The organism is Nonomuraea recticatena (genome assembly GCF_039533245.1).
Classification (GTDB): Bacteria; Actinomycetota; Actinomycetes; order Streptosporangiales; family Streptosporangiaceae; genus Nonomuraea; species Nonomuraea roseola.
This window is the reverse complement of sequence record NZ_BAAATE010000028.1, coordinates 33494-48482: the sequence shown is the minus strand read 5'-3', so window position 1 is coordinate 48482 and position 14989 is coordinate 33494. Positions and strand designations below refer to the sequence as shown.

General features: G+C 71.0%; 16 protein-coding genes. 8 read left to right on the top strand and 8 right to left on the bottom strand.

What is annotated here, in order from left to right:
• Positions 1 to 30 precede the first annotated feature (30 nt).
• Both ABFX50_RS37420 and ABFX50_RS37415 read right to left on the bottom strand, forming a co-directional pair.
• Positions 31 to 414, bottom strand: a complete 384-nt coding sequence (locus tag ABFX50_RS37420; RefSeq protein WP_346153296.1) for a ChaB family protein — start codon at positions 412 to 414, stop codon at positions 31 to 33.
• A 22-nt stretch (positions 415 to 436) separates the two neighbouring features.
• Positions 437 to 685: a DUF6458 family protein gene (locus ABFX50_RS37415; RefSeq protein ID WP_183656643.1), complete on the bottom strand. Its 249-nt coding sequence runs from the start codon at positions 683 to 685 to the stop codon at positions 437 to 439.
• A gap of 37 nt (positions 686 to 722) precedes the next feature.
• Between ABFX50_RS37415 and ABFX50_RS37410 the strand changes: the two genes are divergently transcribed.
• The 6 genes from ABFX50_RS37410 to ABFX50_RS37385 are packed head-to-tail and all read left to right on the top strand — an operon-like array spanning position 723 to position 7114.
• A complete protein-coding gene (locus tag ABFX50_RS37410) occupies positions 723 to 1205 on the top strand; it encodes a shikimate kinase (RefSeq protein ID WP_183656641.1) in 483 nt (160 codons plus the stop codon).
• A gap of 12 nt (positions 1206 to 1217) precedes the next feature.
• Positions 1218 to 1781 (top strand): GNAT family N-acetyltransferase, encoded by a 564-nt coding sequence (locus ABFX50_RS37405; RefSeq protein WP_346153293.1) that lies wholly within the window; start codon positions 1218 to 1220, stop codon positions 1779 to 1781.
• Positions 1778 to 2911, top strand: a complete 1134-nt coding sequence (locus tag ABFX50_RS37400) for a protein kinase domain-containing protein (protein WP_346153291.1) — start codon at positions 1778 to 1780, stop codon at positions 2909 to 2911. Before ABFX50_RS37405 ends, ABFX50_RS37400 begins: the two co-directional genes overlap by 4 nt.
• Positions 2908 to 5028, top strand: a complete 2121-nt coding sequence (locus ABFX50_RS37395) for a WD40 repeat domain-containing protein (RefSeq protein ID WP_346153290.1) — start codon at positions 2908 to 2910, stop codon at positions 5026 to 5028. Before ABFX50_RS37400 ends, ABFX50_RS37395 begins: the two co-directional genes overlap by 4 nt.
• Before the next feature lie 20 nt (positions 5029 to 5048).
• Positions 5049 to 6140, top strand: a complete 1092-nt coding sequence (locus ABFX50_RS37390; protein WP_346153288.1) for a winged helix DNA-binding domain-containing protein — start codon at positions 5049 to 5051, stop codon at positions 6138 to 6140.
• A 50-nt stretch (positions 6141 to 6190) separates the two neighbouring features.
• Complete coding sequence (locus ABFX50_RS37385) at positions 6191 to 7114, top strand: LysR family transcriptional regulator (RefSeq protein WP_346129821.1); 924 nt, start codon at positions 6191 to 6193, stop codon at positions 7112 to 7114.
• Here ABFX50_RS37385 and ABFX50_RS37380 read toward each other — a convergent pair.
• The 5 genes from ABFX50_RS37380 to ABFX50_RS37360 are packed head-to-tail and all read right to left on the bottom strand — an operon-like array spanning position 7091 to position 11861.
• The gene (locus ABFX50_RS37380; RefSeq protein ID WP_346153286.1) at positions 7091 to 7828 is read right to left on the bottom strand and encodes a serine hydrolase; all 738 of its coding nucleotides are present in this window, start codon (positions 7826 to 7828) and stop codon (positions 7091 to 7093) included. The genes ABFX50_RS37385 and ABFX50_RS37380 overlap by 24 nt on opposite strands.
• Positions 7825 to 9417 (bottom strand): N-acyl-D-amino-acid deacylase family protein, encoded by a 1593-nt coding sequence (locus tag ABFX50_RS37375; protein ID WP_346153284.1) that lies wholly within the window; start codon positions 9415 to 9417, stop codon positions 7825 to 7827. The genes ABFX50_RS37380 and ABFX50_RS37375 overlap by 4 nt, the downstream gene beginning before the upstream one ends.
• Positions 9414 to 10166 carry an amino acid ABC transporter ATP-binding protein gene (locus ABFX50_RS37370; protein ID WP_183656627.1) on the bottom strand — a complete coding sequence of 251 codons (753 nt, stop codon included), beginning with the start codon at positions 10164 to 10166 and terminating at the stop codon, positions 9414 to 9416. The genes ABFX50_RS37375 and ABFX50_RS37370 overlap by 4 nt, the downstream gene beginning before the upstream one ends.
• Before the next feature lies 1 nt (position 10167).
• On the bottom strand, positions 10168 to 10998 hold the full coding sequence (locus ABFX50_RS37365) for an amino acid ABC transporter permease (RefSeq protein WP_346153282.1): 831 nt from the start codon (positions 10996 to 10998) through the stop codon (positions 10168 to 10170).
• Positions 10995 to 11861 carry an ABC transporter substrate-binding protein gene (locus tag ABFX50_RS37360; RefSeq protein ID WP_346153280.1) on the bottom strand — a complete coding sequence of 289 codons (867 nt, stop codon included), beginning with the start codon at positions 11859 to 11861 and terminating at the stop codon, positions 10995 to 10997. The genes ABFX50_RS37365 and ABFX50_RS37360 overlap by 4 nt, the downstream gene beginning before the upstream one ends.
• A 120-nt stretch (positions 11862 to 11981) precedes the next feature.
• Between ABFX50_RS37360 and lysA the strand changes: the two genes are divergently transcribed.
• Entirely contained in the window at positions 11982 to 13217 is a 1236-nt protein-coding gene (gene lysA, locus ABFX50_RS37355; protein WP_346153278.1) for a diaminopimelate decarboxylase, read from the top strand.
• A gap of 83 nt (positions 13218 to 13300) precedes the next feature.
• A complete protein-coding gene (locus ABFX50_RS37350; RefSeq protein ID WP_346153276.1) occupies positions 13301 to 13834 on the top strand; it encodes a ferritin-like domain-containing protein in 534 nt (177 codons plus the stop codon).
• A 52-nt stretch (positions 13835 to 13886) separates the two neighbouring features.
• Here ABFX50_RS37350 and mreB read toward each other — a convergent pair whose 3' ends face one another.
• Complete coding sequence (gene mreB, locus ABFX50_RS37345; RefSeq protein ID WP_346153274.1) at positions 13887 to 14870, bottom strand: rod shape-determining protein; 984 nt, start codon at positions 14868 to 14870, stop codon at positions 13887 to 13889.
• Positions 14871 to 14989 lie beyond the last annotated feature (119 nt).

The window sequence follows — 14989 nt, the reverse complement described above, 5'->3', positions numbered from 1 at the left end:
TCCCGGTGAATGTCGGGATCCCCCTGGCTTTCAGCGCGACTTGGCGCTCTCGCGCCTGTTGGCCTTCTTGATGGCTTCGACCAGCTCGGACTTGGTCATCCTGGAGCGCCCTCTGACGCCGAGCCTGGCGGCCACGCCGTACAGGTGTACCTTGCTGGCGTTGGCGTCCACGCCTTCGTCGGTCCGTCCTGAGCGGTCGGTCGCGCCCTTGTCAGAGGGACCCTTGCGCGCCTTCGGCTCCCAGTGGTCGCCGACCTTCTCGAAGGAGTGCTTCAAGGCCGAGAAGGCGGTCCGGTGGGCCCGCTCACCTTCGCCGTAGGTCTCGACGGCCGAGTCGTGGGCCTTGATCCACGTCTCCTGCGCCTTCTTGGGGGACCTGGCGATGGTCGACGGCATCTCCTGGCGTGCTGGCATGACAGCCCCCTTTCCCGCTGTTCTAGATCGTCGGAGGATCGGTGTAGCGTCGCTCCTCGTAGACCGTTGTCCTGTCCCTCTCCGTCTCCACCGGAGCCACGATCTCCCGCGTCACCCTGACCCTGTAGAGACCGAACAGCATCAGAGCGATGCCGCCCAGCATGAGGATGACGCCCACGACGTTGATGTCCAGGCCGGCGACGTCCCAGTCGACAGCCCACGTGAGCACGGCGCCGAGCATGATGAGGAAAATGCTTCCGGCGATGGTCATGGAATACCTCCCTAAAGCCAAGGAAACTTCTATCCCCATGTCGAGAAACAAACCCGTCGTCGTCGTCGGGCTGATGGGCTCGGGCAAGACCACCGTGGCGCTGCTGCTCGCGCAGGCCCTCGGCGTGCCGATGAGCGACAGTGACCCCTATCTCAGGGAGCGGTACGGCAGGAGCGCCGCCGAGATCGCGAAGGAGGAGGGCGCCGGCGTCCTGCACGAGCGGGAGGCCGAGCACGTCCTGAGCGCCCTGGGCGAGAACCAGGTGATCACCGCGGCCGCCAGCACCGTCGAACGCCCGGAGGTGCGCGAGGCGCTCAAGCGGGCGTTCGTGATCTGGCTGGACGCGACGCCCGAGGTGCTGGCCCAGCGGATGAAGTCGAGCGACCACCGCCCCGACTTCGACCCCGCTCTGATGAAGGCCCGCCGCGACCCGTACTTCAGGCAGATCGCCGACCTGCGCGTGGACGTGACCTCGACGCTTCCCCAGGAAGCGGCCGACAAAGCGCTTGACGCCATGTGATACCCAAGACGCATGTTCGCCACCAAACCCACCCTCGTCGGGGAGCTGGTCACGCTCCGCCCCGTCGGCCCCGAGCACGTCGCAGGTCTGCTCGAGGGCGTGCGTGACCCCGAGCTCCAGCGGCTGACCGGCTCGCACGCCGGCGCGGACGAGCCGGCTGCCCTGGCCCAGTGGTACGCCACCCGCAAGGACCACGCCGACCGTCTCGACCTGGCCGTCTGCCACGACGAGGAGTACGTGGGCGAGATCGTGCTGAACGAGCTCGACGCCGACAATCTCTCCTGCAACCTGCGGATCATGCTGACCAGGCCCGGCAGGGGCTTCGGCACCGAGGCGATCAGGCTGGTGCTCGACCACGCCTTCGCCACCACCCCGCTGCACCGCGTCAGCCTGGGCGTCTACGCCTTCAACGAGCGAGCTCTCCACGTGTACAAGAAGGTGGGTTTCGTCCAGGAAGGCGTGCTGCGCGACGCCCTGCTGTGGGAGGGCCGGTGGCACGACGAGATCGTGATGTCGGTGCTGCGCGAGGAATGGGTCACAACCAAACCTGGGATTGGCGCATCTAAGCTGCCGTGACGACGCGTTTGCTCCCGGGGGATCCGGACCGGCTGGGTGGCTACTGGCTGGCCGGGCGGCTCGGCTCGTGCTTCGACGCCTACGACAGTGGCGGCAGACGTTTTGTGATCAAGATGGCGCGCGGCAGGGCGCCGTCGGTCGCGCCGCACTGCGTGGCCAGGGTGGTGGAGTCGGGGCCCGGCTACGTGGTCAGCGAGTTCGTGCAGGGCCCGAGCCTGCGTGAGGCCGTGGCGCACGCCGGCCCCTACGCCGGCGACCGGCTGCACCGGCTGGCCGTGGCGCTGGCCACGGCGCTGGTCGCCATCCACGACGCGGGGGCGGCCCATCGCCACCTGGGGCCCGACTCCCTGCTGCTCGGCCCTGAGGGGCCCAAGGTCACAGGGGTGGGCACGGCGCGGACGCAGGGCCCCGCTCCCGAGGTCTTCACCGACAGCGAGGCCGGCGCGCCGGCCGACGTCTTCTCCTGGGGCGCGACCGTCCTGTTCGCGGCGACGGGGCGCGACCCCTTCGCCGCGGAGAGCCTGGGCGAGCTCATGCACGCGGTGCTGACCGTCGACCCCGACGTCGGCGACCTGCCTGAACCGCTCAGGTCGATGGCCGCCAGGGCGCTGGCCAAGCGGCCCGAGGACCGCCCCACGGCGCGCGAGCTGCTGATCGGGCTGACCGGCAGCGCCGAGCCCGCGGTGGGCGCGCACCTGGCCGCCGAGATCAGGCCGCCCGAGGACCTGCCGGGCCCCCGCCCGCTCGGCGAGGTGGCCGAGCAGGTCTACCAGGAGCTGCCGCCCGAGCAGCAGAGCGCGCTGCCCGAGCTGCTGCTGCGCATGCGCGAGCCGGGCAGGCTCACTCTGGCCGAGGTCGAGGACGAGCCCGTGGTCGCCGCGCTGACCGAGGCGGGCCTGCTCGTACGGCGGAGCATCGCCGTCCCTCCCTCCGACCGCCCTGAGGGCCGCCTGGTGGCGGTCGCCGACGACTCGATAGGCCCGGTCAGCCCCGCGCTGTTCCACGCATGGCCGAGGCTGCGCTCATGGTCGGAGGATGTCACTCCGTTCAGGAGGCGGAAACTGGTACGCAGGGCCATGGTCGCGGGCCTGGCCGCCTGCGTGGCCATGGTGCTGGCGTCACGGCCGTGACCGTACGGCAGGGCGCGGAGCGCCGGCACGAGACGGCGGAGACGGTCGCGCGGACGGTGGCGGCGCGGGCCGAGAGCCTGCGCAGCGCCGACCCCAGGACCGCGATGAAGCTCAGCGTGGCGGCGTGGAGGCTCGCCCCCGTGCCCGAGGCGCGCAACGCCCTGCAGCGCTCACTCGGCCAGACCGACCTGGGCGCCTTCACCGACCCCGGGCAGAGCGGCGGAGCCGCCTACCGGCTGGCCGACGACGGGAAGAGCCTGCTCAAGCAGCGCTCCGACCAGGTGGAGGTATGGGACCTGTCCACCGAGCGGCGGACGGCCGAGCACCGGCTTCCCGTGCCCGCCGACGCCTGGACCTCCCTCACCGGCGACGGCAGGGTCTACGCCGCGGGCGACGAGGCCGCGGTGCGCATGTGGAACCTCGAGTCGGGCGCCGAGATCGAGGGCGAGTGGCCTGGCGGCAAGCCCGCGCTCCACGCGAGGGGCGAGCTTGTGTCAATCTCGAACGGCTTCCGCACCAGGCTCTACCGAGCGGGCGGTGACGCGGGCGGTGGCGGCGGCCCCTTGCTCGACGTGACGGACAGGGCGATCACCACCTCCCCCGACGGCCGCTGGGCGGCGGTGTCCTCGGTGACGGGCGAGGTCGTGGTGTGGGATCTCGACCGGCGCAGGCGCCTCTACGCCCGTACGACGCGGCCGTCCGTCAGCACGATGCGGATCGAGTACCCGCCCACCACGGCGTTCAGCCCCGACGGCCGCCTGCTGGTGATCGGTGGCGGCGAGGGCGGGCTGGTCCTCCGCACCGTCACAGGCGAGCCCGCGGCCACCCTCAGCCTGGCCGAACGCAGGACCGGCGTCTGGGGCCCGCTGGTCTTCTCACCTGACGGCCGCCACCTGCTCGAGCCGCTCGAACCCGAGGAGGTCGACCCCGCGACGCGCGCACGGAGCGGCCCTGTGACGGACGCGCCCTCCCCGCGGCCGCCCGAACAGCGGCAGCCGGACGAACCGGAGATCGGCCAGGAGGTCCGCCTGTGGGAGGTCCGTGAGGGCCGGCTGCTCGGCACCTTCCCTGCCGAGAAGGCGACAGGAGACTTCGCCTTCTCCGCCGACGGAAGGGCCCTCCGCTACACCGCCGAGGGCGGCAGGGTGCTGTCGCTCGACGTCTCCGACGTGCTCACCGATGCTCCCCGGCAGGAGACCGTGGCGCTGAGCGCCACCACGCAGTCCGCGTACGCCCCCGCCCAGCGCCTGCTCTCGCCCGACGGCAGGATCGCCGCGATCGGGGCGGAGTCCTCGACCAGGCTCTACGACGTCGAGGCGCGCAGACCTCTCGGCGAGCTGCCCGTCGCGGGCGAGCTGTCCTTCGACGCGCGCGGCAGACTGCTGGCCGTGGCGGGAGAGCCGGCCACCACCGTCTGGGACGTCGGCACGCGCGAGAGGGTCGCCGAGGTGCCGACAGGGCAGGTCTTCGCCGTGGCGCTGTCGCCCGACGGCGAGCTGCTCGCCACCTCCGGTGACGGTGGGCTGAGGCTGTGGAGTGTCCCCGAGGGCAGGCAGGTCAAGGGCCCCCTCGACACGACCAGGACGCCGCTGGCCTTCACGCCCGACGGCAGGCGGCTGTTCGCCGGTGATGACGTGGTCGAGCTGGCGACCGGCACCGTCAAGGAGACAGGAGGCGGCAGCACCGTCGCCACCGCCTTCAGCCCCGACAGCCGATGGGGCGCCTTCATCACCGACGCCGACTTCTTCTTCGTGTGGGAGCTGTCCACCTGGCCGAAGCGGCCGGTCATGAAGGCGTCCGGGTACGGCACCGGCATCAGGTTCTCCCCCGACGGCAAGCTGGTCGCGATGACGGGTGAGTACACCTCGCTGTGGGACGCGGCCACGCTGCACGAGATCAGCAGGGTGCCGCTGGGGCAGGACGTCGCCGACGTCGCCTTCAGCGCCGACGGGACCCGCCTGATCGGGCTGCTGAAGGACGGCACCGTGCGCGAGAGCCCCGTCGACCCCTCCATGACCGCGAAGGCGGTGTGCGCCAAGGCGGGAGGCGCGCTGGACGAAGAGGGCTGGAAGCGGCTTTTCCCTGAAACGCCCTATCCCGGCGGGATGTGTTCCTGAGCGGCTCTAGGGTTGCGCTCATGGATCCCGTCCTCAGCCGCCGCGCTCTCAACAGGGCCACCCTCGACAGGCAGCTCCTGATCACCAGAACCACCAGGCCGGTCATCGAGGTCATCGAGCACGTGGTGGGGCTGCAGGCGCAGACCCCGCACTCCTGGTACACGGGCCTGTGGAACCGCATCGAGGACTTCCGCCCCGAGGACGCCGCCGAACTGCTCGAGAGCAGGCAGATCGTCCGCATCGCGCTCCAGCGTTCGACCATCCACCTGGTGAGCGCCCGCGACTGCCTGGCCATGCGGCCGCTGGTGCAGGTCGTGACCGAGCGCATGACGCGCTCCACCTTCGGCAGGAAGCTGGAGGGCGTCGACCTCGACGAGCTGGCCGCGCTCGGGCGCTCGCTGCTGGAGCGGGGGCCGATGACGTTCGCCGCGCTGGGCAGGGCGCTGGGCGAGCGCTGGCCCGGCCACGACCAGCACGCGCTCGGGCAGGGCGTGCGCTGGCTGGTGCCGCTGGTACAGGTGCCGCCACGAGGGGTGTGGGGCAGGAGCGGGCCGATCGCCCACACCAGCGCCGCGTCGTGGCTGGGGTTCGAGACGCCCGCGATGACGCCCGGCGAGCTGGTGCTGCGCTACCTGAGGGCCTTCGGCCCTGCCGGGGTGAAGGACGTGCAGACGTGGTCGGGGTTGACGCGCCTGTCGGAGGTGGTCTCGTCGCTCGACCTGGTGACCTACCGCGACCCCTCGGGGCGGGTGCTGTACGACCTTCCCGACGCCGAGCTGCCGCCGGAGGATCTGCCGGTGCCCGTGCGGTTCATGTACGACTTCGACAACCTCTTCCTCTCCCACGAGGACCGCTCCAGGGTGGTCGAGCATGTGGACCTGGTCAGGCGGTTCGCCCCCTACAACGTGCAGCCGAGGACGATCCTGGTGGACGGGTTCCCCGCGGGCGACTGGACGACGGCTCGGGCGAAGGGGACGACGACGCTGACCATCCACCGGTGGGAGCCGTTCGACCCTGCCGAGGCGGTCGAGGAGGCCGGCAGGCTGCTGGCCTTCCTGGCACCGGAGGACAGGCACGACGTCGTGATCTCGGAGGGCCCCTCCAGGACGTAGGCCCGGTCACCGGCCGAGGCTCCCCGGGAAAGGGTCACTACCCTGGGGGCGTGCTGAGTAGTAATCGCCTGCGGGTGCTCCTCGAAGTGTTCAGGACGGGGAGCATCGCGGGCGCGGCCAGGGTGCTGAGGCTCTCTCCTTCGGCGGTCTCCCACCAGCTGTCCCGTCTGGAACAGGAGGCGGGCGTCGGGCTGGTGGAGCGCAACGCCCAGAGCCTGCGCCTCACCGAGGCGGGCCGTCGCCTGGCGCTCAGGGCGCAGGAGGTCGTGGACATCATCGAGGCGGCGGAGAAGGATCTGCTCGCCCAGGCCAGGGTGGACGCGGGCGAGCTGCGCATCGGCTTCTTCGCCTCCGCGGGCTACCGGCTGCTGCCCCTGGCGCTGTCGCGCTTCGCCTCCAGGTATCCACAGGTGGCGCTCGACCTGGTGGAGGGCCAGCCGTACGAGCTGCTGCCCGATCTGGAGCGCGGCGCGCTCGACGTGCTGGTGGTCTTCGAGCACGCCCTCGACCCGTGGAAGTGCCCCGAGGGGGTGGAGGTGGTGCACCTGTTCGACGAGCCGCAGCTGCTCGTCGTGCCCGCAGGCCACCCCGCGGGACTGCGGCCCAAGGTACGGCTGGCGGAGCTGGCCGACGAGCCGTGGATCACGACGTTCGGCGCCGACCACCCCGTGTCGATCCTGGAGCGGGCCAGCACCCTGGAGGGCTTCTCCCCGCAGATCCGCTGCCGCAGCGACCACTACGAGGTGACCATCGGGCTCGTGCGGGCCGGGCTCGGCGTGGCGCTGGTGCCGAGCCTCGGCCTGCACGGCGCCTCGGGGCTGCAGATCTGCCGCCTGGCGACGCCGAACCTGTTCCGCAGGATCGGCGTCGCGCGAAGGCCGACCAACCCCAACCCCGCCGCGATCTCGTTCCTGGCCTATCTGCGCACGGCCTCGGCCCAGCTCAGGAACTCACTGGAGCCCGCGCTCAGGTGAGGCGATGGCCAGCCCCGCCTGCCGTACGGCGGTGGCCAGCTCGTGGTCGCTGCCGGGCGGCCCGCAGGCGAGCACCGCGTAGGCCACCCGTCCTGACATGATCCCGACGTCGGTCCTGACGCCGTCGTCCGTGCCGGTCTTGTTGGCCAGCCAGCCGCCCTCGGGGTCGTGCCTGACCAGAGCGGGCACGAGGCTGTGGTCGGTGTTCTGCCGCATCCAGCCGCGCATGAGCACCTGCCAGCCCTCCTCGCCGCTGACCAGGACGGCCAGCGAGACCAGTTCGGCCGCGGTGCCGATGGCGAAGGTCGGCGGGTGCTCGGGGCCCCTGGGCTCCCTGACGCGGTCGAGCAGCCTGGTCCTCGACAGGCCGAGCGCGGCGGCCGCGGCGTTGACGCGCTCCACGCCGACCCTGCGCAGCAGCGCGTTGGTCGCGGTGTTGTCGCTGATCGCGGCGGTGAGCAGGGCGAGATCACCGACGGTCCACGCCCTGTTCGCGAGCGAGGTCAGCAGTCCGGACCCTGCGCAGTAGTCGTCGTCGAGCAGCTCGACGGGCTCGTCCGCGCCCAGGATGCCGCCCTCGATGCTCATCGCCACCTCGGCAAGCAGCAGCAGCTTGCCGACGCTGGCCAGAGGGAGCTCGACGTCCTCGTTGACGCCGTGGGCCTCCCCCGTGAGCAGGTCGCGTGTCGCCACGGCGAGCGTGATGGCGTTCACAGGGCGAGGATCCTTCCTGGCCGCCTGGCGGTGAGCGTGCCGTCCTCGACGGCCACCTCGCCCGCGACGACGACCGCGGCCAGGCCGGTGGGCGGCAGCAGCGGGTCGGTGTAGGTGGCGCCGTCGGCCACGGTGCGGGGGTCGAGGAGCACCAGGTCGGCGTGGGCGCCGTCGCGCACCACTCCCCTGCCGTCGAGGCCGAAGCGCTCGGCCGCCATGCCGGTCATCTTGTGCACGGCCTTCTCCAGGGGGAACAGGGCCTGGTCGCGGGAGTAGCGGCCGAGGACCCTCGGGAAGGTGCCGGCCAGGCGAGGGTGAGGACGGCCGGGCTTGGGCACGCCGTCCGAGCCGATCATGGCGAACTCGCTGGCGAGGACGCGCACGACGTCGTCCTCGCGCATCGAGTGACTGATGATCGTCACCTCGCCCTGCTCGGCGAGCAGCAGCTCGGCGGCGGCGTCGAAGGGGTCGCCGCCCAGCTCGGCGATCGTGCGGCCCTCCACCTCGGGGTGGCCGGTGGCGCCCGCCACCGAGATGCGGTCCCATCCGCCGTTGCCGACGGTGTTCTCCCAGCCGGGCACGCCCTCGGCGATGGCCCTGCGCATCCGCTCCCGCTCGGCCCTGTCGCGCAGCCTCTCGAGCAGCGCCTCGGTGCCGCCGTCGTTGGCCCACGGGGGGAACATCGCCGACAGTGAGGTGCTGCCCTCGGTGTAGGGATAGACGTCGCAGGTGATGTCGAGGCCCTGCTCGCGCAGCGCCGCGATGCGCGGCAGGGTGCGCTCTGTCCTGCCCCAGCCGTGCCTGCCGGCGGTCTTGTGGTGGCTGACGTGGAGCGCGACGCCGCTCGCCCTGGCGATCTCGACCGCCTCCTCCAGCGCCTCCTCGACGCGCGACATCTCGTCCCGCAGGTGCGTGACGTACGGCCTGCCGTACCGTGCGGCCACCCTGGCCAGCGCGACGACCTCGGCGGTGTCGCCGTAGGTGCCGGGGGTGTAGATGAGGCCGGTGGACAGGCCCGCCGCGCCCGCCGCCAGCGCCTCGTCGAGCAGGGCGCACATGGTCTCGAGCTCGCGGGCGGTGGCGGGGCGGTCCTCGTAGCCCATCACGCCCGCTCTGAGGGTGCCGTGCCCGACGAGCGAGGTGAGATGGTTCGATCGCGGGGCCTGCCGGTGCGCCTCCACGAACGCCCCGTAGTCCTGGAAGATCGGGATGTCGCCGCCGAAGCCTGCCCTGCTGGACCTGCGCAGGGCGGGAACGCGCTCGGGCAGGGCGGGAAAGAGGCTGGACCCGCAGTTGCCGCAGATCTCTGTGGTGACGCCCATCCGCACGGGGGCGGCGGCCAGCTGCCTGCCCCGCTCGCCGAGCAGGGTCACGGCGTCGGAGTGGGTGTGCACGTCGATGAAGCCGGGGGCCACCACGAGCCCTTCGGCCTCGATCACCCTGGCCGCGCCCCGCTCCTGGGCGGCGACCACGGGGTCGCGGGGGAACAGGACGACGCGACCGGCCGCGACGCCGACGTCGGCGGGGCGCAGGGGGGCGCCGGTCCCGTCGGCGACGAGCCCCCCGCGGATCAGCAACTCGAGGTTCACAGGACCTGCCCGAGGAAGGCGCGGGTACGGTCGTGCCGAGGGTTGGACAGGACCTCGCGCGGCGGCCCCTCCTCCACGATCACGCCGTCGTCTATGAACACCAGATGGTCACCCGCCTCCCTCGCGAAGCCCATCTCGTGGGTCACCACGATCATCGTCATCCCGCTGGCCGCCAGGTCGCGCATGACCTGCAGCACCTCCTGCACGAGTTCGGGGTCGAGCGCGCTGGTCGGCTCGTCGAAGAGCATCACCTTGGGGTTCATGGCCAGGCTGCGCGCGATCGCCACGCGCTGCTGCTGCCCACCTGACAGCTGGCTGGGATAGTGCCCTGCCCTGTCGGCGAGCCCCACCCTGTCGAGCAGCGCGAGCGCCTGCCGTCTCGACTCCTGCCGGGCGACGCCCTTCACCGTGCGCGGGCCCTCCATGACGTTCTCCAGCGCGGTCATGTGCGGGAACAGGTGGAAGCGCTGGAAGACCATCCCGATCTCCTGGCGCTGCCCGCACAGCTCCTCAGGGCGCAGGTGGTGCAGCTTTCCCGCCTTCTCGCTGAAGCCGATGAGCTCACCGTCCACCCAGACGCGTCCCGAGTCGATCGTCTCCAGGCGGTTCACGCAGCGCAGCAGCGTGGACTTGCCCGAACCCGAAGGGCCGACCACGCAGACGACGCCACCCGGCGCCACGTCGAGGCTGACGCCCCTCAGCACCTCGAGACGCCCGAAGCGCTTACGCACCGATTCGATCTTCACCATGCTAGTGGCCACGGCTGAACCGCCTCTCCAGGAAGCGCTGGCCGACCGTGGCCACGCTGGTGAGCAGCAGGTACCAGGTGGAGGCGACCACCAGCAGCGCGATGACCTCGAAGTTGTCCAGGTAGATGCGTTGCGAGACGGTCAGCAGCTCGGCGCCCGAGATGACCGAGACCATCGAGGTGGTCTTCAGCATCGAGATGAACTGGTTGCCGGTGGGCGGGATGATCACACGCATCGCCTGCGGCAGCACGATCCTGCGCAGGATCTGCCGGTGCCTCATGCCCAGCGACTCGGCCGCCTCCCGCTGTCCCGGATCGACGGACCTGATGCCCGCCCGGACGATCTCGGCCATGTAGGCGCCCTCGTTGATGGTCAGCCCGAGCAGCGCCGCGGTGAACGGCGTGATCAGCTCGTTGGCGGGCCACTGCAGGAACATCGGGCCGCCGAACGGGATGCCGATCCCGATCTCGGGGAAGACCAGGCCGATGTTGAACCAGAAGATGAGCTGGACCAGCAGCGGCGTGCCGCGGAAGAACCAGGTGTAGAGCCCGGCGGCGCCGCGCAGCACCGGGCTGTCCGACAGCTGCATGACCGCGGCCGTCACGCCGAGCGCGACCCCGATCACCATGGACAGCGCGGTGAGCGCGATCGTGATCCACAGGCCGCCGAGGATGCGGCCGTCGAGCAGGAAGCCGACGATCACATCCCAGTGCAGGTTGGGGTTGACGATGATCGTGTAGGCCAGCCAGGCCATGACGAGCGCCGCCACCGCCGCCGCGACCACCCGCCCAGGCCTGGACGGTTGCACCGCCTCGATCGGGAGCTCCATCATGCGCCGGTGTTGATCGTGACCTTGGCGACGGCGTTCGGCGTCGTGCCGTACTTCGCCAGGATCTTCCCGTACTCGCCGTTGTCGATGAGCTCCTGCAGCGCCATGGCGATGGCGTCGCGCAGGCCCGTCTGCCTCTTGTCCACGGCGATGCCCCAGGGGCCCGCGTCGTACTGCTCGGGCAGGACCTCGTACTTGCCGGTCTCCTTGGCGTACATGTGGGCCACGGGAGAGTCGACGATCGTGGCCACCGTGCGTCCCGAGTCGATGCTGAGCAGGCCCGTCGGGGCGTCCTCGCTCTGCATGATCTCCATCTTCTCGGCGCACTTGTCGTTCTGCCGCTTGCCGATCTCCAGGTTGGAGCTGCCCTTGGCCAGCACGACCTTCTTGCCGCACAGGTCGGCGAGGGTCTTGATCCCTTCGGGGTTGCCCTTGGCGACCATGATCGCGCCGCCCGCGTTGAAGTAGTCGACGAAGTCGACGGCCTTGCGCCGCTGCTCCAGGTCGCTCAGCGCGGCCATGGCGATGTCCCACCTGCCGCCCTGCAGCCCCGGGATCAGGCCGTCGAAGGAGGCGTTGACGATGCGCGTCCTCAGCCCGAGCTTCGCGCCGATCGCGACAGCCAGGTCGGCGTCGACACCGGTCATCTCCTGGGTGCCCGGCTTGTACATCTCCATCGGCGGATAGCCCTCCGAGGTGGCCATCCGCAGCTCGCCCGACTTCCTTACCGCCTCGGGCACGAGCTCCTTGGCGCTCTTGCCGGTGGAGGAGGAGGGTGTGGGCGCAGCCGTACCGGAGGTTGATCTCCCGCATCCCACGCTCAGTGCGCAGACCGCCGCCAGGGCGATGACCAGGTGTTTCCGCATGGGCCCATGGTGGTGAGCGGGCCGCGCGCCACCAAGGCCCGTGAAGGCATGCGGCTCTCAGCCACGAAATCTTCGAGGCTCGACCCTCATAGGCATCGCCTCTGCCTACGCTCGCACGTCATGAGCTTGGACATATGGCCTCAGACCACCGCGTGGACCGGCGGGCAGCTCCACCTCGGCGGCGTCGGCGCGGTCGAGCTGGCCGAGGTGTACGGCACGCCCGCCTACCTGCTCGACGAGGCCGACTTCAGGGCCAGGGCCCAGGCGTGGCTCGACGCGCTGCCCGACGGTGACGTCCACTACGGAGGCAAGGCCTTCCTCTGCCCCGAGGTGGTGCGCTGGCTGGACGAGCTCGGCCTGTCGCTCGACGTGTGCACGGGCGGCGAGATGGCCGTGGCGAGGGCGGGCGGCATGCCGCCCGGGCGGGTGGTCTTCCACGGCAACAACAAGTCGCCCGCCGAGCTGCGCCGCGCCGTGGAGTGGGGCATCGGCTGCGTCGTCGTCGACTCCTTCACCGAGATCGACAGGCTCGCGGCCGTCGCCGCCGAGCTGGGTGTCAGGCAGCGGGTGATGATCAGGGTCACGCCCGGCGTCGATCCCCGCACCCACGCCGCGATCGCCACCGGCGGCGAGGACTCCAAGTTCGGCTTCTCGCTGGCCGCGGGGCTGGCCGACCGCGCGGTGGCGAGGGTCGCCGCCGAGCCCTCGCTCGAGCTGTACGGCCTGCACTCCCACATCGGCTCGCAGATCGTCGAGCTGGAGGCCTTCGGCCTGGCCGCGGCCAGGATGGCGGAGTTCGCCGCCTCGACCGGGGTCACCAGGCTCGACCTGGGCGGCGGCCTCGGCGTCGCCTACACCCCCGGCGACCCTGCCCCACCCACGCCCGCCGAGCTGCTGGCCGTCCTCAGGAAGGAGACGGAGGGGCTGCGCCTGGCGGTCGAGCCCGGCAGGTCCATCGCGGGGCCCTCCACGGTCGCGCTCTACGAGGTCGGCACCGTCAAGGGGCGCTACGTCAGCGTCGACGGCGGCATGAGCGACAACCCGCGACCCGGCATGTACGGCGCCGCCTACACCGCCGCCCTGGCCAACCGCCGCTCCGACGCGCCGCTCAGCGAGGTGACCGTCGTGGGCAAGCACTGCGAGAGCGGCGACGTGCTGGTCAGGGACCTCCCGCTCCCCTCCGACCTGCGCCCTGGCGATCTGCTGGCCGTACCGGTGTCCGGCGCCTACCAGCGGTCCATGGCAGGCAACTACAACCACGTGCCACGGCCCCCCGTCGTGGCGGTCGCCGACGGCTCGGCCAGAGTGATCGTCCGCCGCGAGAGCGAGGATGACCTGCTCAGGCTCTATCCGTAGGTCCCGAGCCCGGAGAGGAAGTGCAGGGTCATCCTTTGCGGCGTCCGGTGCGTTACGGACCGACTCCTGGGCATATGCGGGCCATGGCTGAGTTCCTGACCGATATCAAGACCATCCGCGAGCGCGCCAGGGCCGAGATCGGCAAGGGCCCGATCACCGACGCGTACGGCGCCGACCTGGAGCGTGTGATCCAGGTCTGCAACGAGGCGCTGGCGACGGAGATCGTCTGCGTGCTGCGCTACAAGCGCCACTACTACACCGCCAGCGGCATCAATGCCGAGTCGGTGGCGTCGGAGTTCCTGGAGCACTCGGCGGAGGAGCAGGAGCACGCCGACAAGCTGGCCGCCAGGATCGTCCAGCTGGGCGGGGAGCCCGACTTCAACCCCGACACGCTGACCTCGCGCTCGCACTCGCAGTACGACGCCAGTCTCGGACTCTCCGAAATGATCAAGGAAGACCTGGTCGCCGAGCGCATCGCGGTCGCCGCCTACACCGAGATCGTCCAGTGGCTCGGCGACAAGGACGTGACCACGCGAAGGATCTTCGAGGAGCTGCTGGCGAAGGAGGAGGAGCACGCGGACGACATGAAGAGCCTGCTGGAGCGCGTCCCCGGCTGACGACGCGAGCAGGGGCGGGGGCACACGATCCGCCGCCCCTGGCTCTGGTGGCTCAGGCCTTGAGGGCTCGGGAGGAGGCCGACCACATGCTCAGGCCGAGGGCCACCGAGTGCTCAGGCCTCTCCACCCGTGACACGGGGATGCCGAGCTCGGTGCCGAGCCGCGCGGGCAGGCCGCTCAGCAGCGCTCCCCCTCCCGCGAGGAACAGCCCCCGGCGCGCCACATCGGTGGCGATCTCGGGCGAGCACGACTCGATCACCCTGCGCACCGCGTCGATGATCGTCCTGACCGTCGGGTCGATCGCCTCATGGACGTGCACGGCCGAGATCGTGGCATATCCCCTCCTGCCGGTGCCGGGATCGATCCCGCTCACCCGCAGGCCGCGGTGCCTCGGCGGCGCCCCCGCCCCGCCGATCTCCTTCTTCAGCGTCTCGGCGGTCCTGTCGTCGATCTCGAGGTCGTAGAGGCGGCGGACCGCGGCCTTGATCGCCTGGTCCATCTCCTCGCCACCGGCCCGCCTGGAGACGCCCGCCACGACGGCGCCCAGCGAGACGGCCGCGACGTCCGTGGTGCCTCCGCCGATGTCCACGACCATGGCGGCGATGGGGTCGCCGTTGCCCAGTCCAGCGCCGAAGGCGGCGGCAAGGGTGTTCTCCATGAAGGTGATCCTGCGGGCCTCTGCCTCGTAGGCCGCCTCCCACGCGACCTTCCGCTCGATGGAGGTGATCCCTCCGGGGACCGCGATGGTCATCCGTGGCCTGGCGAACGGATGTCCGTGCACCTTTCTCACGAAATATCGAAGCATGCGACGCGCGATGTCGGGCTCGACGATCACCCCGTTCCTGACCGGCCGTACGGTCACCGACCCCGCGGGCGGCCGCCTCGCCTCCGACCCGTAGGCGACGATCCGTCCCGTCATGGTGTCGAGCGCGACCACGGAGGGCTCGTTGACCATGATGCCGCGTCCTCTGACGTGGATCAGGGTGGTCGCGGTGCCGAGATCGATGGCCAGATCCCGGCCGAGGAAGCTGAGCATGGATCCGGTCCGTCGGACATTCCCCCTCTTCTCGCTCCCCATGCTGTAGTGCCTTGCCAGCAGGGCCTCGGCGCAACACCAACCGACCGCCCCAAGTCGGCAAACCGCCCCGCATCCAC

Bases quoted from the DNA above. Each gene is read 5' to 3' on its own strand.
- ABFX50_RS37420 (WP_346153296.1), bottom strand. From the start codon at position 414: ATGCCAGCACGCCAGGAGATGCCGTCGACCATCGCCAGGTCCCCCAAG.
- ABFX50_RS37415 (WP_183656643.1), bottom strand. From the start codon at position 685: ATGACCATCGCCGGAAGCATTTTCCTCATCATGCTCGGCGCCGTGCTC.
- ABFX50_RS37410 (WP_183656641.1), top strand. From the start codon at position 723: ATGTCGAGAAACAAACCCGTCGTCGTCGTCGGGCTGATGGGCTCGGGC.
- ABFX50_RS37405 (WP_346153293.1), top strand. From the start codon at position 1,218: ATGTTCGCCACCAAACCCACCCTCGTCGGGGAGCTGGTCACGCTCCGC.
- ABFX50_RS37390 (WP_346153288.1), top strand. From the start codon at position 5,049: ATGGATCCCGTCCTCAGCCGCCGCGCTCTCAACAGGGCCACCCTCGAC.
- ABFX50_RS37370 (WP_183656627.1), bottom strand. From the start codon at position 10,166: ATGGTGAAGATCGAATCGGTGCGTAAGCGCTTCGGGCGTCTCGAGGTG.
- ABFX50_RS37365 (WP_346153282.1), bottom strand. From the start codon at position 10,998: ATGATGGAGCTCCCGATCGAGGCGGTGCAACCGTCCAGGCCTGGGCGG.
- ABFX50_RS37360 (WP_346153280.1), bottom strand. From the start codon at position 11,861: ATGCGGAAACACCTGGTCATCGCCCTGGCGGCGGTCTGCGCACTGAGC.
- lysA (WP_346153278.1), top strand. From the start codon at position 11,982: ATGAGCTTGGACATATGGCCTCAGACCACCGCGTGGACCGGCGGGCAG.
- ABFX50_RS37350 (WP_346153276.1), top strand. From the start codon at position 13,301: ATGGCTGAGTTCCTGACCGATATCAAGACCATCCGCGAGCGCGCCAGG.
- mreB (WP_346153274.1), bottom strand. From the start codon at position 14,870: ATGCTCAGCTTCCTCGGCCGGGATCTGGCCATCGATCTCGGCACCGCG.